Annotated in this window: 26 protein-coding genes, 2 tRNA genes and 2 pseudogenes; 12 read left to right on the forward strand and 18 right to left on the reverse strand. The window is 39.6% G+C overall.

The annotated features are described in order from the left end of the window. Positions 1-1616 (forward strand): PKD domain-containing protein (locus BFP77_RS10715; RefSeq protein ID WP_143751895.1); only part of this gene is annotated, 1616 nt, incomplete at its 5' end. Between the two features lie 199 nt (positions 1617-1815). Here BFP77_RS10715 and BFP77_RS17610 read toward each other — a convergent pair. Beyond that, positions 1816-2823: pseudogene (locus BFP77_RS17610) on the reverse strand (IS30 family transposase). A 79-nt stretch (positions 2824-2902) separates the two neighbouring features. Here BFP77_RS17610 and BFP77_RS17525 point away from each other — a divergent pair. The 3 genes from BFP77_RS17525 to BFP77_RS10740 all read left to right on the forward strand — a co-directional run bounded on the left by BFP77_RS17525 (position 2903) and on the right by BFP77_RS10740 (position 3888). Continuing rightward, positions 2903-3040: a transposase gene (locus BFP77_RS17525; RefSeq protein WP_099574055.1), complete on the forward strand. Its 138-nt coding sequence runs from the start codon at positions 2903-2905 to the stop codon at positions 3038-3040. Between the two features lie 249 nt (positions 3041-3289). Next, positions 3290-3691: a DDE-type integrase/transposase/recombinase gene (locus BFP77_RS10735; protein ID WP_180272343.1), complete on the forward strand. Its 402-nt coding sequence runs from the start codon at positions 3290-3292 to the stop codon at positions 3689-3691. Between the two features lie 11 nt (positions 3692-3702). Next, entirely contained in the window at positions 3703-3888 is a 186-nt protein-coding gene (locus BFP77_RS10740; protein WP_099574031.1) for an integrase core domain-containing protein, read from the forward strand. A 428-nt stretch (positions 3889-4316) separates the two neighbouring features. Here BFP77_RS10740 and BFP77_RS10750 read toward each other — a convergent pair whose 3' ends face one another. Next, on the reverse strand, positions 4317-5543 hold the full coding sequence (locus BFP77_RS10750; RefSeq protein WP_180272344.1) for a site-specific integrase: 1227 nt from the start codon (positions 5541-5543) through the stop codon (positions 4317-4319). A 99-nt stretch (positions 5544-5642) separates the two neighbouring features. On the opposite strand from BFP77_RS10750, the gene BFP77_RS17000 reads away from it, so the two are divergent. Then, positions 5643-5717, forward strand: a tRNA-Val gene (locus BFP77_RS17000). 214 nt (positions 5718-5931) lie between these two features. On the opposite strand, the gene BFP77_RS10755 is transcribed toward BFP77_RS17000, so the two are convergent. Further along, entirely contained in the window at positions 5932-6963 is a 1032-nt protein-coding gene (locus BFP77_RS10755) for an NAD-dependent epimerase/dehydratase family protein (RefSeq protein WP_099574034.1), read from the reverse strand. 359 nt (positions 6964-7322) lie between these two features. Here BFP77_RS10755 and BFP77_RS10760 point away from each other — a divergent pair. After that, a pseudogene (locus tag BFP77_RS10760) lies at positions 7323-7883 on the forward strand (IS1595 family transposase); the annotation flags it as partial. A gap of 3 nt (positions 7884-7886) precedes the next feature. Here the strand turns inward: BFP77_RS10760 and BFP77_RS10765 are convergent. Then, positions 7887-8207 carry a carboxypeptidase-like regulatory domain-containing protein gene (locus tag BFP77_RS10765; protein ID WP_099574035.1) on the reverse strand — a complete coding sequence of 107 codons (321 nt, stop codon included), beginning with the start codon at positions 8205-8207 and terminating at the stop codon, positions 7887-7889. 13 nt (positions 8208-8220) lie between these two features. Then, positions 8221-9159: a calcium/sodium antiporter gene (locus tag BFP77_RS10770; protein ID WP_099574036.1), complete on the reverse strand. Its 939-nt coding sequence runs from the start codon at positions 9157-9159 to the stop codon at positions 8221-8223. Between the two features lie 160 nt (positions 9160-9319). Between BFP77_RS10770 and BFP77_RS10775 the strand changes: the two genes are divergently transcribed. From BFP77_RS10775 to BFP77_RS10785, 3 genes are all read left to right on the forward strand, one after another. Further along, positions 9320-9679, forward strand: a complete 360-nt coding sequence (locus BFP77_RS10775) for a BlaI/MecI/CopY family transcriptional regulator (protein ID WP_099574037.1) — start codon at positions 9320-9322, stop codon at positions 9677-9679. After that, a complete protein-coding gene (locus BFP77_RS10780) occupies positions 9679-11844 on the forward strand; it encodes a M23/M56 family metallopeptidase (RefSeq protein ID WP_099574038.1) in 2166 nt (721 codons plus the stop codon). Before BFP77_RS10775 ends, BFP77_RS10780 begins: the two co-directional genes overlap by 1 nt. 520 nt (positions 11845-12364) lie before the next feature. Further along, positions 12365-12517 carry an SsrA-binding protein gene (locus tag BFP77_RS10785; protein ID WP_099574039.1) on the forward strand — a complete coding sequence of 51 codons (153 nt, stop codon included), beginning with the start codon at positions 12365-12367 and terminating at the stop codon, positions 12515-12517. Here BFP77_RS10785 and BFP77_RS10790 read toward each other — a convergent pair. Further along, the gene (locus BFP77_RS10790) at positions 12514-13026 is read right to left on the reverse strand and encodes an adenine phosphoribosyltransferase (protein WP_099574040.1); all 513 of its coding nucleotides are present in this window, start codon (positions 13024-13026) and stop codon (positions 12514-12516) included. The genes BFP77_RS10785 and BFP77_RS10790 overlap by 4 nt on opposite strands. A gap of 75 nt (positions 13027-13101) precedes the next feature. Between BFP77_RS10790 and BFP77_RS10795 the strand changes: the two genes are divergently transcribed. Continuing rightward, positions 13102-13175 (forward strand) — tRNA-Arg (locus BFP77_RS10795). Here the strand turns inward: BFP77_RS10795 and BFP77_RS10800 are convergent. The 6 genes from BFP77_RS10800 to BFP77_RS16860 all read right to left on the reverse strand — a co-directional run bounded on the left by BFP77_RS10800 (position 13141) and on the right by BFP77_RS16860 (position 17457). Beyond that, positions 13141-14745: a recombinase family protein gene (locus tag BFP77_RS10800; RefSeq protein ID WP_099574041.1), complete on the reverse strand. Its 1605-nt coding sequence runs from the start codon at positions 14743-14745 to the stop codon at positions 13141-13143. The two genes, BFP77_RS10795 and BFP77_RS10800, sit on opposite strands and share 35 nt — an antisense overlap. Next, positions 14742-14915: a hypothetical protein gene (locus tag BFP77_RS17005; protein WP_180272345.1), complete on the reverse strand. Its 174-nt coding sequence runs from the start codon at positions 14913-14915 to the stop codon at positions 14742-14744. Before BFP77_RS17005 ends, BFP77_RS10800 begins: the two co-directional genes overlap by 4 nt. Before the next feature lie 150 nt (positions 14916-15065). Beyond that, positions 15066-15338 carry a hypothetical protein gene (locus tag BFP77_RS10810; RefSeq protein WP_099574043.1) on the reverse strand — a complete coding sequence of 91 codons (273 nt, stop codon included), beginning with the start codon at positions 15336-15338 and terminating at the stop codon, positions 15066-15068. An 11-nt stretch (positions 15339-15349) separates the two neighbouring features. Continuing rightward, on the reverse strand, positions 15350-16399 hold the full coding sequence (locus BFP77_RS10815) for a relaxase/mobilization nuclease domain-containing protein (RefSeq protein WP_099574044.1): 1050 nt from the start codon (positions 16397-16399) through the stop codon (positions 15350-15352). After that, complete coding sequence (locus tag BFP77_RS10820; RefSeq protein ID WP_099574045.1) at positions 16389-16736, reverse strand: plasmid mobilization protein; 348 nt, start codon at positions 16734-16736, stop codon at positions 16389-16391. Before BFP77_RS10820 ends, BFP77_RS10815 begins: the two co-directional genes overlap by 11 nt. Positions 16737-17082: 346 nt before the next feature. Next, positions 17083-17457: a hypothetical protein gene (locus tag BFP77_RS16860; RefSeq protein ID WP_143751897.1), complete on the reverse strand. Its 375-nt coding sequence runs from the start codon at positions 17455-17457 to the stop codon at positions 17083-17085. A gap of 939 nt (positions 17458-18396) precedes the next feature. Here BFP77_RS16860 and BFP77_RS10830 point away from each other — a divergent pair. Next, positions 18397-18933: a hypothetical protein gene (locus BFP77_RS10830; RefSeq protein WP_218963470.1), complete on the forward strand. Its 537-nt coding sequence runs from the start codon at positions 18397-18399 to the stop codon at positions 18931-18933. A 45-nt stretch (positions 18934-18978) separates the two neighbouring features. Here the strand turns inward: BFP77_RS10830 and BFP77_RS10835 are convergent, their stop codons facing one another. The 5 genes from BFP77_RS10835 to BFP77_RS10855 form a co-directional block, all read right to left on the reverse strand. Beyond that, complete coding sequence (locus BFP77_RS10835; RefSeq protein WP_099574048.1) at positions 18979-20547, reverse strand: hypothetical protein; 1569 nt, start codon at positions 20545-20547, stop codon at positions 18979-18981. A gap of 119 nt (positions 20548-20666) precedes the next feature. Then, the gene (locus BFP77_RS10840; RefSeq protein ID WP_099574049.1) at positions 20667-21197 is read right to left on the reverse strand and encodes an outer membrane beta-barrel protein; all 531 of its coding nucleotides are present in this window, start codon (positions 21195-21197) and stop codon (positions 20667-20669) included. A gap of 208 nt (positions 21198-21405) precedes the next feature. Further along, positions 21406-21972 carry a hypothetical protein gene (locus BFP77_RS10845; RefSeq protein ID WP_099574050.1) on the reverse strand — a complete coding sequence of 189 codons (567 nt, stop codon included), beginning with the start codon at positions 21970-21972 and terminating at the stop codon, positions 21406-21408. Positions 21973-22009: 37 nt separating this feature from the next. Beyond that, entirely contained in the window at positions 22010-22633 is a 624-nt protein-coding gene (locus BFP77_RS10850; RefSeq protein WP_099574051.1) for a hypothetical protein, read from the reverse strand. Positions 22634-22677: 44 nt separating this feature from the next. Next, complete coding sequence (locus BFP77_RS10855; protein WP_099574052.1) at positions 22678-23880, reverse strand: hypothetical protein; 1203 nt, start codon at positions 23878-23880, stop codon at positions 22678-22680. Between the two features lie 475 nt (positions 23881-24355). On the opposite strand from BFP77_RS10855, the gene BFP77_RS10865 reads away from it, so the two are divergent. Beyond that, on the forward strand, positions 24356-24706 hold the full coding sequence (locus BFP77_RS10865) for an iron chaperone (RefSeq protein WP_099574056.1): 351 nt from the start codon (positions 24356-24358) through the stop codon (positions 24704-24706). 27 nt (positions 24707-24733) lie between these two features. Here BFP77_RS10865 and BFP77_RS10870 read toward each other — a convergent pair whose 3' ends face one another. Then, complete coding sequence (locus tag BFP77_RS10870) at positions 24734-25144, reverse strand: hypothetical protein (protein ID WP_099574054.1); 411 nt, start codon at positions 25142-25144, stop codon at positions 24734-24736. Positions 25145-25445 lie beyond the last annotated feature (301 nt).

The raw sequence follows: 25445 nt of genomic DNA on the forward strand, positions 1-25445 counted from the left end.
ACGAGTTCCACTACGTCTACCAGGAGCTTGAGGGCGACGGTGAGATAGTGGCCAGGGTCGTGAGCCTTGGGCAGACCAACCCATGGGCCAAGGCCGGTGTTATGATACGGGGAGACTTGGATGCCAACGCCGCCATGGCCATGATGATTTTGGCGCCTAACCCGAACAACTTGGGCGGTCCGGGCTACAGTTTCCAGAGTAGGCCTTCCAAGGGCGGTTCTTTGGGTACCGGAAACTATACACTTCCTGCACTTGTACCTGGAGGGTTCCCGCACTATGTGAGATTGGTGCGCGAGGGCAACACTTTTACGGGCTATGTGTCCGAGACGAACGGCAACTGGAGCGAGGTAGGGTCACAGTCCGTTGCCATGGGCCAAAGCGTCTTCGTAGGGCTGGCCACGACATCGCACAGTGACGGGCAACTGACCACGGCGGTGTACGACAACGTTAGCTTGGTTTCCGGGAACAACGACCAACCGCCCGTTGCGGTTGCTGATTCGGATGTGACCGAGGGCCTTGCGCCATTGGCTGTAGGTTTTGACGGCAGCGGTTCCATTGATGACATTGGCATAGCCACTTACACCTGGGACTTTGGAGACGGTGCCACGGGCACCGGCGAGACGGTTTCGCACACCTATACCGTTGCGGGCATCTACACGGCCACCCTGACGGTGACCGATGGTGGGGGTGCCACGGACACCGATACGTTGACGATAACGGTGGAAGGTGACGATGTCGCTTGCGGTCCACTGCCATCACCTTGGACGGGCAGCGATATAGGGAACGTGGGTGCCGACGGTGAGGCCTGTTTCGACAACGGTACCTATGAGGTCAAGGCCTCGGGGGCCGATATCTTCGGTGCCGCGGACGAGTTCCACTACGTCTACCAGGAGCTTGAGGGCGACGGTGAGATAGTGGCCAGGGTCGTGAGCCTTGGGCAGACCAACCCATGGGCCAAGGCCGGTGTTATGATACGGGGAGACTTGGATGCCAACGCCGCCATGGCCATGATGATTTTGGCGCCTAACCCGAACAACTTGGGCGGTCCGGGCTACAGTTTCCAGAGTAGGCCTTCCAAGGGCGGTTCTTTGGGTACCGGAAACTATACACTTCCTGCACTTGTACCTGGAGGGTTCTCGCACTATGTGAGATTGGTACGTTCTGGCAACACTTTTACGGGCTATGTGTCCGAGACGAACGGCAACTGGAGCGAGGTAGGGTCACAGTCCGTTGCCATGGGCCAAAGCGTCTTCGTGGGACTTGCCACGACATCGCACAATGATGGAGTGCTCACTAACGCATTATACGACAACGTGGAGGTAATAAATTTGGAACTTCAAATTCCGGTCGCTCAAGGAGCATCCAATAAGTTTAGTATTTCGCCAAATCCTTCATCAGTTGAAACATCATTAAGTTTTGAAGTGCCTACCATGATAGAAACGATATATATATATAATTTGTCTGGTAGTCTTTTACAAACAATTAGGGGTGGATTTATTGATAATAATGGTATTCCTTTAAATGTACAAGAATTACCAATTGGGGTGTATATTATAATTGCTAAGGATAAAGACGGTACGGAATATCAGCAAAAATTACTAATTAGCGATAGATAGTTAAAGAATAAATTTTTTGAAAGGTGACCGGCTTTATTTTTATTGCCGGTCATTATATTTTTATTAATTGGGAGGTATTATAAAGAATATTAGTTGCTATGTTTGGAATAGTCAAAATAATTTTAGTTTGACGGTAATAGATTTAGTTCAGTCTTTAAAGCCCGAATTGTTTTATATCGTCAAATTACATATGCTGTGTTCAACTCATAAGTGCAACACACTTATTTTTTAGGACTTCAATAGGGTTATTATTGTTAAACTTTATAATGGGTCTGTAATTTAGTAATAATTCTACTTCTTTAATCCTCTCTTTTGTGACTAAGTTTAAGTCGGTTTTCCTAGGGAAGAAACGCTTACTGACTCTTATTCTATTTTCTACCGTGCCTTTATCTTGTGGGGTATATGGTCTTGTAAAGTAGGTTTTTGTATTTAGATCTTGCACCAGTCTATGATGGAAAGCAAACTCTTTTCCATTATCAAATGTGATGGTTTTTACCCAAGAGTTGCTCAAATTTTAGAGACGTTTTCTCATTTTTTGATAAACGTGCTCTGTTGCCTTACCGTTAAGTTTATCTATCATAGTGACCAATGTTGCTCGGTCGGTCATTACTAAGAGTGCTGACTTATGATTCTTGCCCATCATTAAATCTACTTCTATATCTCCTATGCGTTTACGCTGAGCTACTACTTTTGGTCTTGGTTCTATTGGAACTCTTTTTTGAATAGCCCCTCAGTTATCCTTTAAATTGCTTCTTTTCTGTTTTCTGCCTGTATGGCGTAAATGTTTATAATGGTTTTTGTAGTCTCTATGTTTTCTATGATGGCTATGCTTGGCCGTCCATATCCATTTATAAATGGTCTCGTGGCTAACACAGTACTCTCCCTCTTTTAAAAGACGCTTAGCGATGAGTTCCGGACTCCATTTGTTATAGCGCATCAAGTGAGCTATACGAGCTTTTAATTGACCCGTTAGGATTATTGGCTTAGTTTTTTACGAATGCCTGGAGCGCACTTTGCGCTGAGCGTGTTCGGCTATATACGTATGAGCCGTCTGTCCTCTTGTTGGGGTGTTTTTCTTGAGCTCACGGCTAATAGTACTCTTATTAACACCTAATTCTGCGGCAATTTGTGACTGCGTTAACCCAACTTGTAAAAGACTTTGAATATGATACCTTTGAAACAAGGTCAATTGTTTATAATGTTTCATCTGAGCATCCCCCCAAAAACACGACAGTAAGTTAAGTTTATAAAAAGAAACTTAAATTTGCTAATATGACACGAAGAAAATTCACTTCAAATTCAAGACCAAGGTAGTTTTAGAAGCGTTTAAAGAGCGTTACACGGTAAAGGAACTGGCACAAAGGTTCGAGATATCGCCTCAACAAGTAAACCTATGGAGACGGGAGTTCCAGACGCAGGCCTAGTCGGTATTCGCCAAAGTAGACAAATCCCCAAGGAGCGAGGCAGAGGAAAAGGAAGATCGATTGTTAAAAGTTATAGGCAAGCAAAAAGTAGAGCTTGATTTTTTAAAGAACGCCTTGCGCTAGGACCGATCAAAGAACGAAGAAGAATGATAAGCAAGGATCATTCCGACCTAAGTATTTTAAAGCGGTCAAAGCTTTTACAGTTGCATCGTTCAGGGCTATAAGGTCAACCAAAAGAGTATAGACAGGTTGTACTATCGCGTAATGGGCTTAAGGGCCATCATGCCGGGCGAGCACACTTCCAAACGTAATAAGGCACATAAAGTATATCCTAATCTTCTTAGGAACCTAAAAGCAGAAAGACCGAATCAAGTATGGGCGACTGACATCACCTACGTACCGATGCGAAAGGGCTTTATGTACTTGGTCGCCATCATTGATCTGCATGGTCGCTGTGTATTGAACTGGTCGGTATCGAACACTATGGACGCCCAATGGTGCAAAGAGACCCTGGAAGAAGCTGTTGCGGTGCATGGCAGGCCAGAGATTATCAATACCGATCAGGGCAGCCAATTCACCTCCGGGATATTTACCCATTCAGTCCTATCGAACAATATAAAATTAAGCATGGATGGTAAAGGAAGGCCATAGATAATGTATTTATGGAAAGACTATGGAGAAGCGTCAAATACGAAAGCATTTACCTCAATCCACCAGATACCGGCATTGACCTATACCAACAATTGAACAAATATTTTGACTATTACAATCATAGAAGAAGACATCAGGGAATCGACAATCAAATACCTTTTAAAAGGTATTTGATCAAACAACAAAAAGCAGCATAATGATTAATAATTGGGACTTAATTTAGAGCAGAACCTGTCCTAATCATTGGGGGACGCTCAGTAGTGGCAAAAAAACTGAAGAAGTCTATGACGTGTTCAAGGATGAATTTACGGATTTCACAAAATCCAAAAGGAAAGGTATGGGCATGGGACTTCCGTGGTAAAATTGAAATGGTCTTTCTAATATAGAATTTTGCGCCCTGACGGGCGAATTTTTGTGGATAGGGAGAAAAGAGGGATAGTTTGCCGAGCCAAGTTTCGGTTGCGCCCTACGGAGTTTCTTCTTTACGCTTATCTGCCGGAATGCTAAAGAAACTCCGCAGGATCCACTCGCAGGTTAGTTATGGTAAGGATTTGGGAAAAATCGGAAAAATGTTCAAGGGAATAGACGATGGATTTGGATGTTATTTGAAAGGAAATCAATAAATTCATCTTTCTGAAAGTTGTCCGAAAATTTCATTTTGGTACTCATCCATTTTACTTTTCCTCAAATTTGCTAAATACGCTTGTGTTGTGCTTATTCGCTTATGTCCTAACATTTGAGAAATAGCTGTAAGAGGAATTCCCATTTCATTTGCACCGGAAGCAAATGAGTGGCGTGCAGCGTAGCTCGTTATATTTTCTTGAATTCCCGCAAGCTCGGCCAGTTTTTTCAAATTATCGTTATATCGCTTTCTTGCCCAAACGATTTGATTATAGCTTTCAATAGGATTTTCACTTTTGACAACACCCAACAAATAGTCGCTCCTTTTCTTGCCTTTGGTAAAATAGGTCAGTAAGGGTTTGAGTTGATCATGGATTTTTAAGTTATAGGGTTCATCTGTCTTCTTTCTTGAATATCTTATGCGACCATCAACGATATTGGACAGCTTGAGATGGGCCATATCCACAAAGGACATGCCGTTGAGCAGGAAGCTCATCATAAAAATGTTTCTGTCCCTGAAAAGAGCGGTATCCTTTTCCAAATCAAGTTCAGCTATTTTACGGATAGCGTTAATAGGAAGAGCACGTTTTTCAGGCTTTCCATTTCGAATGACATAGTCATCAAAAGCATAACCTTCTTTGTCGGCAACCCCTGCTTTGATAGCCTTTCGATTAATAGCCCTTACAGTTCTCAAATAAACACTTAGACCGCCCAACTTATTGCCCTTGGCCAAATGGTGCTTTTCAAAACGGTTCAGAAAATCAAGATTGAGTTCATCAAAAGTAAAATCCTTGTCGTTCCTGAAATTCTTGACTGCTTTCAAAGCATGTTTGTAGGCCCTGGCATTTCCGATACGGTTCGATTTAATCAGGTCGGCTATTTGCTTTTCGGCGAACTGATAAAAAGTAACCTTTTTGGCAGTACGGGTAATATGGCTCCTTACTCCGGACACGCTCAAATATTTCAATTTGCTCTCATCTTCTAATTTCGTTAGGATATCTACCATACGCGCCATTTTCTTTTGCAGAAGATTGTTCAAACGGGATGGGGATTCCGTGCCTTTGAAAGATGGCTTGATTTTTTGTCTTTTTTCGTCCCATTCCGAAGTCGCTAATTTATGACCCGTTCCAATACTTGTAGATTTTCGGTTGTGGGTCAAACGAAAAATTAAAGGGAAGGTTTTGGTATCTTTCCTTCGTGTATCCAATGAGAGCTTTATATAGGTAGCCATGATAAATGTTAAAACCTGAGTGCACATGTGCACGCAGAATGTGGTTTTTAATGGTCTTAAATGTACAGCTAATCGCTGAAAACCCCCTTATTTATTAGATTTTTAATTCATGCGAAGCAAAAAAAATTCTGCCTTACAAGCAGGGGGTCACTGGTTCGAATCCAGTAGGGCCCACAAGTAAATAAAAGCTTCCGAGAAATCGGAAGCTTTTTCTTTTTTACCACATGAGAAATTAGTTTTTTATTCGCTTACCGCCAATATAGAAATGTAAGTAATACAAATCTAGAACTCAGGTCTTCTTATGTCTCTATTTTGATAATGAGGAGAAAAAATAGGTAATGTCTTTTTTTAGCGTTTATGGATGTTAAATTTCAGGGCTGCTTAGGCATTAATAGTGATAGTACTCCTTATGCCATTGAATGAATTTAAATAACCCATCGCTTAATTTGGTTTTAGGCCGATAACCAATTGCATTTTTTAATTTGTCGGAATTGGCATAGGTGATTTTTACATCACCATCTTGCATGGGCATGAGGTTTTTAATAGCTGCCTTTCCCATTTGTTTCTCTAGACCAGAAATAAAATCTATTAGTTTAATTGGACTAGAATTACCAATATTGAATATTCTTGATTTTAGTTCTTTTTTACTAGCTGAGTTCAGTGTTAGCTTTACTATTCCTTCGATTACATCATCGATATAGGTAAAATCTCTTTGCATATCACCATCGTTGAAAACATCTATAGGCCTGTTGTTGTGAATAGCGTCTGCAAAGAGCATAGGAGCCATATCTGGCCTGCCCCATGGACCATAGACTGTAAAAAAACGTAGCCCCGTGGTCTGTAAGCCATATAAATGAGCATATGAGTGTGCCATTAATTCATTACTCTTTTTAGTCGCTGCGTAAAGACTTACGGGTTCGTCTACTTTTTCGGTTTCAGAAAAAGGCACTTTGCTTCTATTTCCATAAACAGAGGAACTAGAGGCGTAGATTAAATGTGCCGTTTCATGTTGTCTGCAACATTCCAATATGTTTAAAAAACCTACAATATTGGACTGTACATAAGCATGTGGGTTTATTATAGAGTAACGTACCCCGGCTTGCGCAGCCAGATGAATAACACAATCAAATTCTTCTACGACAAAGAGTTTTTCCATGCTTTCTAAATCTGTAATATCCAGCCTAGAAAAACTGTAATTATGGTACTTCGTACTACGTACAAATAGTATATTATTGGTGTTTTCTTCAGTATTTGGTTTTTCAAAATGTATTCCTAAGGCGTTGAGACGGTCATATTTTAGTTTTACATCGTAATAATCATTAATATTATCTATACCTATAACTACTTCGCCTCTTTTGGCCAGTGATTCGGATAGATGAAAACCAATAAATCCTGCCACTCCTGTAATAAGTATTTTCATTTATGTTTTCTTTATAAGACTATGTTTTTCAATGTATCATTTCTATATTCATATCCTATCGGAACCAAGTAGATAAAAATGAAATATGTTTTGGTTCTATGATTATGAAGTAAGTCGATCATAAGTAATCTACTAAATATTTGTTATCATTAAAGATCTGATGACGGTATCAGGACATTTGTAAATATCAATTTAGAGGATTTGTCCCAAAACTTTTTAGCAGAGGTGTTTCACAAATTTAACTCTTCCAGCATAAATAAACCGTGCTTTTTTATGTAGGATTATCGCAAATTAAAAAGTAATTTGATTCCTAAAATTGAATATCCGTAATCACTCATAATTTGATATATTTGCCCGAACTTAGCAAAAGGGATTCAAGATATACCCTGGAAGGCATGATAGAGATGGACGAGGGCTATTTCACCGTGGAATCGGGCCAGGTGGAAAAGGCCAAGGGCAAACGGGGCCGTGGGGCCGCCGGCAAGCGGAACGTCATGGTCATGGCCGAGAGCACACCGTTGGAGGACCCGCAGACCGGCCGGAAGTCCAAACAGGTACGTTATTTCAAGGCCAGGGTGCTAGCCGGCCATACTTCGGGAGAAGTGGACGGGGCCATAGGGGAATCCCTTGACGAAAAATCCATTGTGTTCACCGACAAGAGCACTTCCTATGTCGATATCGCCGACTTCGTGGAACTGCACGTGACCGAGAAATCGAACAAGGAGACCACCGAAGAGACCCTCAAACGGGTGCATATATTCATAAGCAACGCCAAAAGGAACCTTTTGGGCAATGACCACAGGATAAAGGGAAAGTACCTTCAGGCATATCTCGACGAGTTCGTGTACAAGCTCAACAGGAGGTATTTCGGGGACCGGGTCTTCGACAGGATAGTGATAACGGGAATTACAGGATTATGACACTTAACGGATATCCAGTATAATATTTACTTTATCATAAACGACATCAGATAATGCAATGAGAGTTGAGACATAACCCATAGAAGATATCAATAGGGTATCTCCATCTTTTTTAAAAAATGAAGGTATCTTGAAACTCCCATCCATATTGGTAATTACTCCTTTGGCCTTACCTTTTACACGTACAGTAGCGAAAATTACGGGCTCATCGGTCTTTTCGTCGATTACTTTACCGCTTAAAAATTCTGAATCTTGTGCGTATAGTATAGTGCAAGACTTCAACAGTAAATAACAAAACATTAATTGTTTGAAGAATACTTGCATATAGATGATTTGGTCAACTAATCGTAATATATACAAAAGCTAGGTAAATTCCCACAAGAATTAAACCATCTCGCCAACCCAAACGAAGCCCTTTTGGAATGAATACCAGAGGTAGAATAATAAAGGAAATTCCCAACATCCAAAATATATCGTTACTTAACAGACCATCATCTACAACTTTTACTGGCGTTATGATAGCTGTGATACCAAGCACGGCTAATAAATTAAATATATTGGAACCAATAAGGTTCCCTAAAGAAATGGCCTTTTCTTTTTTAATAACCGCTATTATTGACGCTGCTAATTCGGGAATGCTCGTGCCAACGGAAACTACGGTAATTGCTATTACCCTTTCACTAACCCCAAAGACCGTTGCCATACCTACGGCTCCATTTATCAATAATTCCGAACCTCCCCAAAGGGCAATACCTCCCAAACCCAGAAAAAGAACGGTCTTGTATATTGGAAGTGCTATGGTCCCTACATCTTCTTCTGCATCTACCGCGGGTTTTTGAAAGCGGAGCAGATATACCAGAAGTAAGAAAAGGCAGATTACCATTATTATACCCTCATATTGCTCCAGTATACCATCAAAATAGATAAATCCAAAAAACAAAAGCGAAGCTAACATCATCACCGGCCAGTCCGTTGTATAAAAACTTCGCTTTACACTAATGGGACTCAGCAATACGGTAATGGCTAAAACAAGTCCTAAGTTGGCGATATTGGATCCCACTACATTGCCTAAGGCCAGGTCGGGAAAGCCGTCTAGCGCAGCGTTAATACTAACGATTAATTCCGGAGCGGAGGTTGCGAAGGAAACGACAGTCATACCAATAACAATTTTAGGTATGTTCAGTTTTAAGGAAAGATCTACGGCAGATTTCAACAGCCAATTACCACCTGCTATCAAAAGCAACAAACCTCCAACCACATGTAAAAAGTCTTGCATTAAATCGGTTTTCAACAAATATAGGAGAAGTATTGCTCATAATACTGTGAACTACTCTATTCCCTGCCCACTATTAAAACTAAATAAATAGTTAAATAACTGCAAATATAGTTGTATAACTATAAAAATAGTTATACGTTTGCTCTAACAAATACTGATAATGGAAAAACTCACGAATAAGGAAGAGGAAATAATGAAAATCCTTTGGACTCTAGAAAGGGCCTTCGTAAAAGAAATCATGGAGCAGATAGCTGGCGATAAACCTCATTACAACACGCTGTCCACTATTGTAAGGAACTTAGAAGAAAAAAACTACGTTGGCCACGAAGCTTTTGGAAAAACACATAGGTACTTTCCTATAGTAAGTAAGGCGGATTACAGACAAAAGTTTGTCAATTCTAGTATGGTAGACTACTTTGACAATTCTTATAAGAACCTGGTATCCTTCTTTGCCAAGGAGGAGAAAATCTCCGTTGAGGACTTAAAAGAGATCATTAACCTTATTGAAAAGAAAAAATAATGGAACTGTTTTTAGAACATCTTATGAAGTCCTCTGTTATTCTACTGCTTTTTTTAGGGTCCTACCATCTTTTTTTAAGAAAGGAGACCTTCTTTGGCAGCAACCGCTTTTTTTTAATAATGGGGCTTTTAACTTCTTTACTTCTGCCATTTATAAACATTACGAAAATCATATATGTCCCCCGACCTGCCATCTCAACAATAGATACGGCGGACTTGGAAAATATAGTAATGGCCAATGCATCTTCCGTTTCCTTAAGTTGGATAAATTTGATTGTCACTATTTATCTAATTGGCGTAATCTACTTCGCTATTAGGCTTATGATTCAATTACGAACTATCCATGTCCTCAAAAAGAATAGTGATGTAGTTCTGGAAGATGAGTTTTCTCATGTAAAAACGAGTTCGGCCATTTCTCCTTTCTCGTTCTTTAAGCATATATTTTACTATCCAAACCAGTTTTCCCATCGGGAGTTGCGCACTATTATTTCTCACGAGAAAATGCACGCTAGAGGAATGCATTCTTTAGACATCCTTTTCACGGAAATTACACTTATTCTAATGTGGTTCAACCCTGCCATATGGTTCTATAAAAATCTGATAAAGCAAAACCTAGAATTTTTAGCCGATGCTGGAACATGTGAAGATGGAGAAGACAAAAGAGCCTATCAGTATTTAATGCTGAAACAAGCTACAGAACACCATAAAATCAACATCGTAAATCCATTTTTTAATTCAATCATCAAAAAACGAATAGTCATGTTAAATCGAAATCAATCCAAACGAATTAATCTCCTTAAATTCTTAATAGTTCTGCCATTTCTAGGACTATTCCTAGTAGGGTTCAACACTAAGGAAATTGTGAAATTTTCAGAGAACGAATCATCAATTTCACTAGATCTTGAGGCCCCTGAGTTTACGAATCCTATTAAAACTGAAGACCTTATCAGAGTTTCTGCTGATTTTGGGCCAATGAGAAGTCCCTTCACAACGAAAATAGAGAATCATACTGGTATTGACCTGGTTACCAAGAGTGGTAAACCGGTATCAGCAAGTGCCAAAGGAATCGTAAAAACCAGCAATAAAGATGAGAGCAAAGGGAATTATATCGTTATTGAACATACTGGCGGGTATAGCACCAAGTATATGCATCTAAAAGACAGAACGGTGGCCAAAGGAGAAACCGTACAAACTGGCGACGCCATAGGTCATGTGGGAAGCACCGGTAAGTCTACAGGGCCACATTTGCATTTTGAGATATTAAAATCCGAAAAAGCCATCAACCCTGCAAGCTTTATACCCTTGAGTAATACTCGTAAATCGCTAGCTCCCAAAATCGAAACTGAGAAATCCGATGCATCTGCGGCAATAATAGAATTAGTCATTAATAAAAATACCACTGATGGTCAACTACTTCAAATGAAGGCCGATTTAGCGGAAGAGAACATTGATTTTTCCTATACCACCGTTAGAAACGATGCTCGTGAAATCATCGCTATAGAACTAGAACTGGTAAATGGTACAATTTCAACGGCCACTTATAATAGTGACGGACAGGAAAGAGCTGATAAAGATGTTATTGAACCGGTCTTTATCTTCGTGGATACGGACAAGAGTACTATAAGTGTTGGCAGAGGTAAGCAGACCGACCTCAAAACCAGCAATAGCACCAGCATGGTCTGGATTTCTGATGACGACGCGTCCGAATCAAAGGAAATTATCGTTAAAAAAGTTAAAGGCAAAAAAATAGTAACCCTTAATGGTAAAGAGCTGAAAGAGGATATATTTGAAGATATGGACATACAAATGGATGACAGCTCACTGGTGTTCATTTCAGACGACGACGAAACCTCTGATAAAAAGAGCGTTAAAATTTACCGAAGTAAAACTAAAGATGGTGATAAAAGTGTTTACATACACACAGACACAGAAAATGATGAGGATGTGAAGGTAGTTGTGAAGAAAAAATCCATTTTCCTTTCTGGAAATAAAAAGGATGAACCCCTATATGTAATTGATGGTGAAAACGCAGATAGGAAAGCAATGAAAAAGCTGGGCACCGACAAGATTGCCAGTATCAATGTTATTAAGGGAGCAGCTGCAAAAGAAAAATATGGAAAAAAAGCTAAGAATGGTGTTATTGAAATAACCACAAAGAAAGAATAGCGCACATTTTTAACGCTAAGCCCACTTTAAGACCTGTCCTTACACAAGACAGGTCTTTTGCATTGGAAAGAATGAAAAGTGGAAATAGGGCTAAAATTAAAAGGAAAAGTCCCTTACAAATTAGAATGCCCCATAAAACACGCCTACAATTATTGTCATATGAAATCAGTTTAGTGGTTTATAATAAACAAATGAAATCTTATCATAGAGGATATGGTAATTATTATAACCATTCTAATTTATAAGCTTACATATATGTATCCATTGTATTGATTTAACATAAATTATTTGTAACCGAACATGCTTCTCTCATATCTTATTTAAATAATCGATTGCAGTCAACTTTTGTATAACCTAAAACTATGATGTATGATAACGCTAATAAAGATTTTGGTTTACTTGTTGCTATCCCTATTAGTATTGAGCTTCTGATTATTTTAATAGCTAAGCGCAAGTCAACATAAACAGAACGCGGCCCATGGCCGCGTTATAATTTTGTATTTTTGAAAAAAACCAACTTTTGAAAAAAACGCTTTTTAAACTATTGGCCAAGTTGAACAAGATGGTACTTCCCTCCTTTGCAAAGCGGCAATTAGACCTTTCCAAAGCCTCCAAATTACAGATGGCGATAATAGGTTGGCGCTATTTCGTTACCACTAACGCCTTGGATTAGTATTTAAGTAACGACTGTATCGTATATTCTTGTAATTGTTCCCTACCGTTAAGGAATTCTAATTCAATTAAAAAATTTAATTGAACCACTTCTCCCCCTAGCCTTTCCACAAGTTTACAAGCAGCTTTAGCGGTTCCTCCTGTGGCAATGACATCGTCATGAATAAGTACTTTATCTCCTTTTTTAATGGCATCAATATGTATTTCTAAAGTATCCGAGCCATATTCCAATGAAAAAGACTCGTTAATGGTATTAGAAGGCAACTTACCAGGTTTACGAACAGGCACGAAACCAGCCCCTAGTTTTTCAGCGAGCATAGGTCCAAAGATAAACCCTCTACTCTCCATGCCTACTACGATATCAACAGATGTGCCCTCTAATAAATCTGAGAGTGCCGTAGACGTATAGGTAAGGGCTCTTTTATCTTTTAATAATGGAGTAATATCCTTAAAAACAATCCCTTTCTTTGGAAAATCAGGGACATCCCTTATATAGCTATCGATATTCATTTATTATGCTGTTCTTAATTTTGCGGTAAATGTAAAAAGAAATATATTTACATGCCCTTATATGTAGGGTATATTGGCCTCGTGGCGCAACTGAATAGCGCATCTGATTACGGCTCAGAAGGTTACAGGTTTGAATCCTGTCGAGGTCACTAAAGGGGATTTTCTACAAAAAGAGTAGGAAGTCCCCTTTTTTATTTCCTTTAAATCACTTGAAAATGAGCGGATTGCAGCAAAAATTTCATTGACCCGAAAAGTTTGAACTGCCCTGTTTTTGAAGTCGTACCCAATCCCTTCAGGGAATACCATAAATTGTATGGCCCTTTTTGTTTCCAAATCCCCTAACTTCCACATTGACGGTAGGTTACAAGCATACCCAAGAGCCAGTTTAACCGATTTTTTGAGGTTTGAACTATTTATGCCGCTGTTCTCCAATTTCATTTCCAGTTCCCTTTGTTCGGCCTTTAGTTCGGGCATGAAAAGATCATATTGGGACTTTGTAATCTCGTTCAATAGAACGAACCTTCTTTCCAAAATGTCTATCCTTTCCTTTACTTGGTTCAGTTCTTTGACCAACCTTTTTTGGTCTTCCAAGGCTTCCTGGTTTTTATCCAGCAGTGTATCGTGAATGATTTCTGTAAGTGGTTCTATATACTTTTTGTCCGCAATTGTATATCTACCCAAAACGTCCAAGAACTCCTCATGGAGCTTTTTGGCACTTCTGTTCTCCTTGCTCCCCTTACGCCTATTCTTATAATAATAGAGTCCTTTAGCCTTGACCTTAAATCCGGTGTAAGGTGTTTTACAGATTGACGACCTCACAAACATCTTAAGCGGTAGGTTCTCGTCATCATACGAGTATTTCTTGGGCGAATCCCCGGTATGGAGTAGATTGTGTATTTTCAAAAAAACCTCTTTTGAAATCAGGGCCTCATGTTTTCCCTGGACAACCTCTCCCGGAATCAGCCGATTGACTATAAGTCCGCAATAGAAGGGATTCCTGAACAGATCGGTGAGTTTTTTTGCATTTATATACAGCCCCTTCTCTTTGAGCCGTTTTGCGATTTCAACATGGGACATATTGGCATTGGCCTTCCATAAAAAGGCCTGTTTTAAGAGCTTTCCCTCCTCTGTGATAACAAAATTGGGCGTCTTACCTTTACCGGGGTTCGTATTGGTATATCCAAACGGGTAAGCCCCGGTCCAGTGGCCCCTTCGCAACTTTTCTTGCATACCTGTGATGGATTTGTCCCGACGCACCTGGTTGTCAAAATGGGAAAACATATGGTACAGGTTTTCCTGGAAATTACCTGCACTGGTCGTCACATCGATTTCCTGGGTGGCCGATATCACGGCGACCCCTTGCTTTTTTAGTTGCTCGCTAATATAGGCCCCGTTCGCCCCTGTGCGGGAAAACCTGTCGTAGGAATAGACGATGATGTAGCCAATGTTCTTTCTCCTTTTTACATAGTTCAACATCCTTTGGAATTCCCTACGCTCATCGCTCTTTGCGGATTCATAAGTTCCACCGAAATATTCCAATACTTCCAATTCCTTTCTGAGTGCATATTCTTGGCAATATTTCAATTGAGTGGTGAGGCTTGCATTGTTGTCGAATTGCTCCTTACTGGATACACGGGTGTATATCATGGCCGTTTGGTTCTTTCCTATCACCCTTCCCTTTTCCTTTTTTGCAAATTGACCGAATACCTCTAAATTCATGTGCCTGTTTTTTGTACATGGCAGCAAACTATGTTGGCGAGTTCCCGGAGCTGATCCAAAATTCGTTCAGCTTCTTCCTCCGAATAATCCTCAAAACCTTTAAATGTTTTGAGCCATGTGCTATTGAATGTTCCGTTTTTCTGCTTTGGTTCTATGAGTACCTTGGACATGTCCATTGGATAGCGGTAGCTCCACTCTTTTAGGTCACCACCGTATTCGTAAAAGCAGGCTTTAATTTACCTTTTTTAATTTTGTCAGTCCCTTGCTGGAACACTATTTTATCCCATACTTATCAGCCACCGGTTAACAACCCACAGTTTTTAAGAATGGTCTACCTTTTTTCTAAAAATCCTGTTTACGCAGACAATCCTACCATTGCTTTGTTTGATTTCCAGATTTTGAAAGTCATGTTGCCTTAAAAGGTCTATGATGCGTTCTCCCGTATGTATCCTCTCCATTCCTTCGATAACATCCACTTCACCATTTTTAATTATCAATTTGATGGACAGGAACCTTTTGTTACGTATCATTTCCAAGACTTGTATTTCGGAACGCGTCAACCCTGACAATTCTACTTTATTTAAGTTTTCCATACCTCGAAATTTTATAGGTTGAACCCTTTCCTTTTCTTCCTTCTTTTGGACTTTTTATGGGCAAGATCTTCCTTGAGTTCCAGTTTGAATGGATTCCAATCCGATTCCTCCGTTAAAGGCCCGACTATTCCATTTCCCTTAATTTCTCCCACATGACCTTTTGGTTGTTCAGCAGTATTTTCAATGCCTTTTGAAGTCCCAGTATTTCCTGGTTCAACCTTGACTGTTGTTGCATCGTTTCCTTCGCCAACTTTATCAATTCCTCGTTCTTCTCCATTAGCCGATAGTATAACCGAACGGTCTCTTGTTTGCTCATAATCGATTTGTTTTGCTATACTGTTCCATGAATATTTTTTACCGAGTGTACTGCCCTTATATACTACATCCAGATATCTGAACGATATCCCCGAAACCCTTCCAGTGGTCTTGCTTATATTGAACCTGGGCGATATACCGTGCGCTTCGAGCATTGAAATGAATTCGCCCGTATTCGATGCTCTTGCGATTGCCGGGCCAATCTTTTCCTGAAGGATAAGTTTGAGGGGCAGGTCTCCTGTCCTAAGGGTTTTCTCGATTTCCTTTTGTGTCAGTGATTTTTTGGTTCCTTTTTTTACCGGTATTTGGGTAATCCCGTATTTGCGTTCCAGCTCGTTGAGCACCTCCCTGCTTTTTCTTTTTATGTTGCTATCGGTCGTTATCCTTCCCGAATACCTCACCCTGTTGGCTATGATATGGATATGCTCGTGTTCGGTATCCGTATGGCGGTACATAATGAACTGGTTATTGTCAAAGCCCATTTTCATCAGATAATCGCAACCGAACGAGGCGAACTCCTTATCGTCCAAGAAATCTGAATAAGGAAGGTTCAGTGAGAGATGAAGGACGGCCTTGCCAAGTCCCGGTCGCAGTTCCCTTATCAAATTGAATTCCTGGGTCATATTGACCGGAGTGGAATGTTCGATATTGGAATCGATCACATACCCGACCCCTTCTTCCACCTTCTTCTCGTTGTAGGCCAATACCCCGTAGAAGTCCTTTCCAATGGTTATCTTACCTATCATTGCCGGAAATACTCGATTTAAGGAATTGCAATAGCGTTTTTACCTCTTCCAATTGTTTATGGATGTTGTACGGGTCACGGATGCCCGAGTTGACGAACTTGGCCAACTGGTTCAGGTTGTTGCCCACCCTGCTCAGCTCAACGAACAGTTTTCGGTCCATTGGGTGTACCCTTTTCTTTGGCAGGCACTTTTCGGTGACCTTCCTTCGGATAAATTCGGCAATTGATAGACCAATGGTCTTTGCTTTTTCGGAAACTTCGATATAGTCGTCAACGGTCATTCTAATGTTGACTTGTACTATTTTCAACGAATTAAATTCTTTTTTTGGCCTTCCCATTTCAATAGGTTTGTGAGGATCACAAAGCGAACTACAAACGAAGTGCGTAGGGTTTTTGTTAGCAAAAACACAACTTGCTACGTGACCTCCGATTAACTTTTGGCTAACCTAGCGGTAATCAGAAAATAAAAATAGGTTTGGCGTACATGCATCCATGTATGCCAAAGGCCATTCGTCAAGAAAGAATTTTTTACATAGGGGCATTTTCGTGGAAAGAAAAGCTTTTTCAGTTTGAAAATGTTTTCCGGAACAATCTACGAAGTGTAACAGTTTTGAAGATTATGTTCCTTCTTGATACTCGAGTCCGCATCCTCTTTTATGTACTTCCAAGATTATTGGAGTGGCACTATGCCAAAATATCATGGTAAAGCTCAGCCTTTGGATTCTCTGAAATGGTTTCCGATTCATTTAGGGCTTTATAGGTCAATTCTATTTCATGGTTGGCCAGTTCCAAGGCAATGTTGTCATTATATCCAACTTCAATAAATTCCCTTTGCCAGTAGGCATGGACAATATGAGCATTTATGGCAAAACAGATTCGATAATCCAACATGCTCATATATGCCCTCAATTTTGGAAAGCTATCCACCAAAGTGAAGCAAAAATGGAGATCGGGATGGCAATTTCCGTGGCCTATTTGCCTTTCCCATTGGCCGATAAGCTCTGGATAGCAGTTCCGAAATTCGATAATCTCACTGGTCAACAAAAGGGTGGCGTTCACTTTTTGTTTTAAAGTTAAGCGGATTTGATTTTATTGAAGTAACAATTCAACGGTAGTTATCAACAGCTTCTTTCTTCCCCTAACCATAAAGGCCCAAAGCTTTACTTTGGGCTTTCTTTAAAACACTTTTTATCAAAGTTATGAAGGGGAAAACAATTGGGCTTTTAAAGGGTCACGCTGAACAACCGAGGCTATCCAAGAAAAATAGATTTTCCAAATATTCAATCCATTTAATATTTAACGCGTTATGGCCATAATCAAAACTATAATGCTATATAGCTATAATCGTTGGGTCATATCGCCATATGGCCATATCATCATATGACAGTATGGAATTTCTGTACAAAGAATTAACTTTCAAGTGCTTGCTATCGGCAAGCTCTTGAGTTCTTGACGAGGGGTTGAAAATCCGCAGCCGGAAAGACGACCGAGTGCGGGCCGGCGCAGCGTGCCCAATCGGTCAGGATTGCAGGTGGAGGGTTTTTAACTTCCGCAGGGACATGGGGCTATAAGAACGAGTTTTCATTAAAAATTTCCATTCTATCTAAATATTTAAGAACTTCACTTTTCAAATCTTAAAGTAAGGAATTAAGAACCTATAACATCGGTTGAAGCAAAACTAAAAGAACGCGTAAAGGAACTCACCTGTTTATATGAAGTTACCTCTATTATAGTCAATTCAGATTACGATCAGTTAGGGGTATCTCTCGAAGCCATAGTCTACTGTTTAAAAAGAGGATGGCAATTTGTAGAAGATACTGAAACCCATCTCTCGGTAAGTAATTATGTATTGCAAACAAAGGCTTACATTACCATTTGTAAATTTAAACGAGACTCAAAAATTCAACTATGCTCAATATAAAATATAAAGGCGTTACGACTATCACAATAATTATTTTGCTACTTCTTTCGTCATGCAATACGCCGAAATATACCACCATGTTTGATTCAGGCAAATATTTGGATTTTGGTGAGGGTAAATGGCTTTTGAACCAGACAAAATCAAATTCAAAAATCTTTGATGCCGAGCTATATAATACTAGCTTAAATGAATTTCGGAAAATATTAGGCGACTCTTTATTGGAACTCAATGACATTCGTAAGAACAGGCTTGTTGAATCCCGTATATCTTTTGATTTGGATAAGGATAAACTTTTGGAATTAAAGGAACAGACCAATTGCAACTATTTGATAAATGTCAAAGGAGTCATACTGCATCAAGGCCTTGGGGCAGTATCCGTACCTACAGATCAGTTGGATTTTTATAGCTCAAATGAGTCGGCGGTTGAAATTAAAATTTATGAACTTACAACTGGGGTCGAGATGTCTTCATCAAGCGTATTCGCAAAGACCGTTGACCAAGGAGAGATTTCCAAAAACAATTCAATACCAAGGCTTAATACCAGTTCCCATACTGCAATGTTGATGGCCGCAAAAAAACTTATCCGTAAGTATGACAAATATCGAACGGATTAAAAAAAGGGGACAAAATGCCCCCAGTTCCTGATATAATTTAAATACTTATTTCGCTTTTCCCCTGATTCTAGTGCCCAACCAAACATTATTTCTAAGGGCGGCACCATACATATCGATTTCAATCGATTTATATTTCTCTGCGTTCAACTGATTTGCCAAATGCGAGAAACCGCTTGAACTTGATTTGAAAGAAATTAGAAAATTGAAGTCAAATGTCTTGGAAGCCTCGCTCCTATGCTTTAGCAAAATATCGGCTTCAGTGACCTGAAAACTATTAGGTAAATACTTTACTATGTTGACCCTAACTTTATCCGCCTCTAAATCGGCATTTAATCCTGGTACAATAGACCTAGCTTGGCTCAATAGATTATTAATGGTGCTATTTGCGGTAGAACCAGTGATAGGGTAATAAATATCGTTGCCGAATATGGTGATTTCCAAAGCGGCAACGGTCGCGGTTTGGTTTATGGGCCAAGTTGAAGGTGCCATAGGATATTGCGGCACTACTTGCCCAGATGGATTATAGCTAACGCCCTTATACTTTAGAATAACCCTATTGGGGTCGTTGGGGTTATAAGGTGAAACATTGCTTGTGTATGTATAAACAGCGTTGTTAATACCCAAGCGTACACCATCTGAAGTATCCGATTCGGACCAACCGATGAAACGTTTTTTCTGATATCTAGCCTCAGCTCCAACAGTAGCCCATAGAAGATAATTCTGGTTCCAGAACTTTGTCTTTATCCTATGTGTGCTATCATGGTATTGATTTACATCGATTGTGTTTCCGAATATCTTTTGGAAAAGACTGTTTTCGGTATATTGCGCCACCGGAAAGGTATGAGGAGCTAAAATCGGTGTAACCTTACCACTCATAGATTCATCATTGGCACCCTTATTTTTAGGGCCGAATACATCTTCTTCGGTCTCCACAACAAAAACGTTGATATCATCATCGATCTTTATTGTTCTACCGCTAACTGGATTCAAGTCTACCACTAGTTCGTTGTCCTCTTTTCCGTAGAAGTTTTGTCCTTGCGCATTAAGTGCTTTCATACTTCTGGAAGTAAAGCCTGAGCTACTTTCAAGTTTTTGAAGATAATCCACCAATTTATCTTTTTTCGATTTCTCAATAAAGTATAGGCCATCGGTAGTATAAATGTAATAGTTGTTTCCAACGATTATTTCTCTATCCTCGTTCAAAATGGAAGCAAAAGTCTCATCTGCAATAATCTCATCTTCGGTATCGATGTCATTGTTCTTTCCGGTTTTATTGGTGTACAATGCTCCTTTAGAAGATAGTCTTTCTGCTTTTGCGGAGAGGTATGCCTCCACTTCAGGGCCTTCTAAATCACTGAAATTGGGTTTTAATGATGTAAAGCCTTCCTGTATAAATTCTTCAACCTTTAAAGAAGTCCCCTCTTTGTCTTCAAGAAGGGCAATCAAGGTTTCCTCAGAATCAAAAGCTAGAATATTACCTTCTAGAGAAACTACTTTTTGCTCCGCTATTAGGGCGTCTTCTGAATCTGCAACATAGTCGTCGTCAGAACAGGATACTGTGACCAATGAGGCCATAATCATAAACTTAATGTGGTGAAAATTAATTTTTTTCATATTTTCTAAATTTTATTTGTTGTTAATTTTTGTTTTAGGGCAGGCGAAGCCAAATCACGTTTAGAACATGACCGTTTCTACCTGTTTACTTTACTATAAATTCTTTGGGAATCGAAATTTTAAAAGGAGTAGCCGATACCGACCAACAAGTTGTTGAGCTTTGCGGTTCCGCCATTATCCACCTTAAACCTATCCGTTAGCTCGAAGGAGTACCTAGCCTGTAAGTGAAAATGATCGGTTATATCATATCCAGCACCGATTACGGCATCTATACCCGCTTGTTTTATATCATCGGTCAAGCTTCTTGATAGGAGAAACACTTGTGGACCTGCCTGAACATAGAATTTTGGCACAAAATAGTAATTTGCCCTAGTAGAGAAAAACCAGCTTGAATTACCGTTCAAATTGCCGTAGTCCACTTCGGGCATAAGGCCAAATTTTTCGTTTAGTTTAATGTTGGCAAAGGCACCTGTGTAAAAACCAGTATTGGAAGCGGACAGGGTTCCGGTTTCGTCCTTGATTTTTCCCGAACCGTTCAAAAGACCCGCGGAAATACCAAACTTGAAATCTTGTGAGAAACCTTCGACAGAAAATAAAAGTATAATTACTATGGATAAAGTGCCGATAGCACTTTTTAAATTTTTATTCATTTAAATATGTAATAGGTTAAAATTTTAGTCTTCGATTGTCAAAAGTCAAACCTCCCTCAGGGCTAACGTTCGAGTATCATTTTGAGTAAAAAATCTTAACTACATATCTAAGTTTTTAAAGGTGGACAAATGTAAATTAAAATTTAATACGAAAGTTTTTTCTTTCAATTATTTTTTTCTTTTCGTAGGGTTTTTATTGCTATTCAATTTAAAACCTATATCCGATTCGGAGATGTAGGTTTGCGGCCAAATCACTTTCGTTTTCAGCGAATCCGGCGCTTTTAGCGAAGGAATATCGGTACCCTATTCCAAAACCGGTTTCATAGTTAAAGTGACTGCCAATGTTTCTGCGTATACCCCAAGTAGGTATAACAGTGACTTGGTTGATCACATCGATGTTTTCGTAGTTCGAAATAACAAACCAATCTGGCAGAAAACTGGTTTTGAGAGACACGAAGTTACCACCATTCGCACTTGTATTTTTTGACCTTGATGCTCTTTTATCGAGATTGTAGTACCATCTTGGCTCAAGAGATATGGTGGGAATCAACAAATAGCCTGTGCCGTCATAGTAAAGACTTCCACCAAAAATCCCTGCATCCAGACCTATTTCACTTCGTAGCGCTATTTGTGGACTTAAACGGTTCTCACTATGAACCCAAATACCCAGTATGCCCGTTTGTATACCGATGGTTGATTTTTCAACCCCGGTGTTTTGCGATTTAAGGGTCACTGCCCATCCAAAAATGAGAAACGATACTATTAATTTTTTCATACTTTTCTACGTTGAGTTATAAAACTAATTTAAAGTACTAAAATCTTTTACCGAATGAAAGTGAGTAAAGCGGAATGCTATCTCCATTGGTATCGCCCTGAAAAGCTCCGAATACTCCAATGTAAAAATCATTGGTAATCTCATAGTTATATTGAACCCTAATAGACCCCCCCACCGCAAATGTCCTTCCAGGTTCTGTTCTTACGATATTCCTCACTGGAAAAGGTAAACCCGTAATTTCTGGAAACAAGGTATCATATAGCCCACTTAGTGATGTTGCCTGATATCGGAAAAGCGGCAGTGCCGATAGGCTTACCTCATGGCGATTCGATTTAATTATGGCATATCTTATGCCCGAAACCAATTGGAACCCTGCTGTAACCGTATGTAATGAAGCGTCTATGACATTTCCGTTCGGGTCTTCATAGGTCAGGGGGAAATCCACTTTATCGTTTAAAGTGCCTTCAAGTCCAACTTGCCAAAAGAGCTTATTAGAAAACTCCTGACCATAGTGGAAACCATACTGATAACCAGGTATGTCACCGGCTCCGTGGATATTTCTACCCAAGGTTAGTTCCAGAAAGGAGGTTTTTCCTTCCTGCGCAAAAGTAAAAGCGAAGGAAAAAAACGCTATCAATACTGACAAAACAATTCTGTTCATAATAAGTACTTTAATGAGGGTGGAAAAACCACCCTCTTTTCAGTTTATTTTCTCTTAAAATTCATTTTCCCCAATCCATATACCTGAGTAATGTTATCGGAGAATTGGACAATACTGGTGCCCAAGTCGTCATCATCCCTTTTTGAGGTCACCTTAACTGTAGTACCGGGAAATGCTGGCTGCGCAGGCGTGGTACTGGTAGCCGGTTTATAGGCACTACCAGGAATACTAATAGAGACTTCTGTATTGCTACCTCCATCTTTTTCCATCCATTTTTCGATATTATAGTCCCCAAGGTTGGAAAGATTCCAGTTGAACAAGAACGATTTGAAATCATACCATTTATTGTCCTTGAACTCTTTACGTTTTACCTGCCCGAAGGAGATGTCCCTTATTACTGTACCTACCGAACCTTGAACTCCGGCGATTAAAACTCTCATTTCCAATTTACCGGAAAACCAGTGTTCCACCTCATTCAGGTTTGTAATTTGAATCCACCCTCCGAACTCGGCGCGCCCGTTACTTCGGGTAGCTTTAGAAGAAATAGTTTCACCGTTCAATGCTTTGTTCGAGCCTGATGGTTCGTCAATTTCGGTCTCCACTTGCTCGTCTTCACCGATAACGTAAACATCGTTTTCCCAAGCATCATCTTCTGTAACGATTCTATCAAATACAAGCTCACCATTTTCATCCAACTTAAAACCAGGTGCCGAATAGTCATCGTAGTAAGCTCCCTTCAAGACAATAATGGGTTGAGTTAGATTCTTGGCCACATCGAAATTTTTGTTAGCAAGTTTCCCATCCTCAATGGTCTCGGCTTTTGGGAAGAAAATAATAGGTTTGGCATCTCCTTGGGCCTTCTTTAGTTCGGAAATGGAAGTCTCCAATTGATAAACTGATTTCCCGAATTTTGAAGTTGTACGAAACGTTTTTCCTACGTTGTCAAAGTCTACGATGTAATCATTTCCCTGATTACTAAAACTCTGTGCTTCTTCATACACGTATTTTCTAAATTCGAAGTCTTCTGACATCAGGAGAACTTCTTTCATAATATCTCCATAGCTACTGACCAGAGCAGGGTCGCTAAGGGTATTATTCGGTACTGATAAAAATATCTCTTCAAAGCTTTTGTTTTGAAAAAGGTTTTCTGGGTCGCTTGTAAGATCCACGGTATTATCATTGTTGGAACATGCACCAAAAAGTATCGCAATTAAAATTGCGGAATATATTTTATTATTAAGTTTCATATTTGTTTTAATTAAAAATTAATGACCTGAACATTTAAAAGTTCTTATTGCGAAAATGAACAAGTTGATACTACATAGGCCTACAAATTATATTTTGACAATTTCTTAAGTTTTCATTTTCGATTACTGGGTTTTTTTGAGCAATCGCCCTAATTGTTATAATTGCTATCTTAGCCCTAACTCTTTAAAAACAAGAGGTATACGATTTAAAAAAGCGAGCAAATGTAGATTAAAAAGAAATACGTATAGAAAATATTTGATGAATGGCGTAAGAATTTTCTTTTTATCAAAGAAAGGGAATCATCCTTCTTAAAAAATGATAAACTAAAGGCTTTTTCTGCTTTTTTATCAAGTTTTGTTTCCTGTCTGAAATATAAAAAGTAGAACTTGAAGCTATAATTTGTAGTAAGGTTTAGTCCATGGATGTAATACACTATTGCCCATAAATAAATTAATAAATTTTATAAAAACCGAGATGGAAAATGTTAGTACTGTGAATGAGTATATCCTCAAATTTTCAGGGGAAGCCCAAGAGCGATTAAAACTGATGCGGAAAATCGTACGGGAAAACGCTCCCGATGCCGTGGAAAGTATCTCGTATGGCATGCCCGCTTATAAACTGAACAAAAAGCCCTTGGTCTATTTTGGTGGATATCAAAGCCATATCGGGTTTTATGCCACTCCATCCGGACATGCAAAGTTCAAGGAAGAACTTTCCCCTTACAAACAGGGCAAAGGCTCCGTTCAATTTCCTTTCGACAAAACGCTTCCCGTCGACTTGATTACAGAGATGGTCAGGTTTCGGGTAGCGGAGAATTCGGTTTGAATTCGTAGCTATGATAGCCAAAGTCTTTTATTTCTTTTTCAGCCGATACCTGTAAAAACCTTCCCCCGCATTCTGTTGCTTTAAAAATTCGATGTAGTCAACAGTCTCACGTATTTGGTAATTACCTGATAATATCAGGCCCCAGTCAAAATCGGCCGTCCATATGTTGGCATCATTAAATTCAATTATATTCCCTGTAATTTCATATTCCCCGTTTCCACCCGCAGGAAATCGGTTCGGTCCGGCAGAACTCGAAAACTCTTTTCCGTCAATTATTACCGTAACGGGATTGGAAAAAGTTGTTGTGTCATCATACACAACGGTAAAAGTTCCTTCGTAGGTTCCATTTTGGAGAACTACCGAATTTTCCGTATCCCCTTTATCGCAGCTTAAAGCGGCCGAAACCACCAAAAGAATTAATGACATATTTCTTTTCATAACCGAGTATCGCTTTTTAATAGACAATACATCAAATACTATCTTTCGCTGAATCCAAATTAGTAAGATCATTTAGTTTATTTCTAAGGTATAGGCCTCCATTCTTTGAGAAGCGGGATTATAAAGCGTTACAAGCAGTTTAGTGTCATCGAGCCATATGAGGTTCGAATAAGGGGAGCTAAAACCATTTTCAGGGTCATTCCCTGTTAAGCGGCGATATTCTGAGGTATTTAGGTCGTACAGCCAGATGTCTTGATTTGTAAGCTTCCCTTAAAACCGAACTGTTTAAAAGTAGAATAAT

Origin of the sequence: Maribacter sp. 4U21, from assembly GCF_002742365.1 — a bacterium.
Taxonomy (GTDB): Bacteria; Bacteroidota; Bacteroidia; order Flavobacteriales; family Flavobacteriaceae; genus Maribacter.

Coding starts and splice junctions, on each gene's coding strand:
- BFP77_RS10740 (WP_099574031.1), top strand. CDS start 3,703: ATGGAAAGACTATGGAGAAGCGTCAAATACGAAAGCATTTACCTCAAT.
- BFP77_RS10750 (WP_180272344.1), bottom strand. CDS start 5,543: ATGGCTACCTATATAAAGCTCTCATTGGATACACGAAGGAAAGATACC.
- BFP77_RS10755 (WP_099574034.1), bottom strand. CDS start 6,963: ATGAAAATACTTATTACAGGAGTGGCAGGATTTATTGGTTTTCATCTA.
- BFP77_RS10765 (WP_099574035.1), bottom strand. CDS start 8,207: ATGCAAGTATTCTTCAAACAATTAATGTTTTGTTATTTACTGTTGAAG.
- BFP77_RS10770 (WP_099574036.1), bottom strand. CDS start 9,159: ATGCAAGACTTTTTACATGTGGTTGGAGGTTTGTTGCTTTTGATAGCA.
- BFP77_RS10775 (WP_099574037.1), top strand. CDS start 9,320: ATGGAAAAACTCACGAATAAGGAAGAGGAAATAATGAAAATCCTTTGG.
- BFP77_RS10780 (WP_099574038.1), top strand. CDS start 9,679: ATGGAACTGTTTTTAGAACATCTTATGAAGTCCTCTGTTATTCTACTG.
- BFP77_RS10790 (WP_099574040.1), bottom strand. CDS start 13,026: ATGAATATCGATAGCTATATAAGGGATGTCCCTGATTTTCCAAAGAAA.
- BFP77_RS10800 (WP_099574041.1), bottom strand. CDS start 14,745: ATGAATTTAGAGGTATTCGGTCAATTTGCAAAAAAGGAAAAGGGAAGG.
- BFP77_RS17005 (WP_180272345.1), bottom strand. CDS start 14,915: ATGTCCAAGGTACTCATAGAACCAAAGCAGAAAAACGGAACATTCAAT.
- BFP77_RS10810 (WP_099574043.1), bottom strand. CDS start 15,338: ATGGAAAACTTAAATAAAGTAGAATTGTCAGGGTTGACGCGTTCCGAA.
- BFP77_RS10815 (WP_099574044.1), bottom strand. CDS start 16,399: ATGATAGGTAAGATAACCATTGGAAAGGACTTCTACGGGGTATTGGCC.
- BFP77_RS10820 (WP_099574045.1), bottom strand. CDS start 16,736: ATGGGAAGGCCAAAAAAAGAATTTAATTCGTTGAAAATAGTACAAGTC.
- BFP77_RS10830 (WP_218963470.1), top strand. CDS start 18,397: ATGTTTGATTCAGGCAAATATTTGGATTTTGGTGAGGGTAAATGGCTT.
- BFP77_RS10835 (WP_099574048.1), bottom strand. CDS start 20,547: ATGAAAAAAATTAATTTTCACCACATTAAGTTTATGATTATGGCCTCA.
- BFP77_RS10840 (WP_099574049.1), bottom strand. CDS start 21,197: ATGAATAAAAATTTAAAAAGTGCTATCGGCACTTTATCCATAGTAATT.
- BFP77_RS10845 (WP_099574050.1), bottom strand. CDS start 21,972: ATGAAAAAATTAATAGTATCGTTTCTCATTTTTGGATGGGCAGTGACC.
- BFP77_RS10850 (WP_099574051.1), bottom strand. CDS start 22,633: ATGAACAGAATTGTTTTGTCAGTATTGATAGCGTTTTTTTCCTTCGCT.
- BFP77_RS10855 (WP_099574052.1), bottom strand. CDS start 23,880: ATGAAACTTAATAATAAAATATATTCCGCAATTTTAATTGCGATACTT.
- BFP77_RS10865 (WP_099574056.1), top strand. CDS start 24,356: ATGGAAAATGTTAGTACTGTGAATGAGTATATCCTCAAATTTTCAGGG.
- BFP77_RS10870 (WP_099574054.1), bottom strand. CDS start 25,144: ATGAAAAGAAATATGTCATTAATTCTTTTGGTGGTTTCGGCCGCTTTA.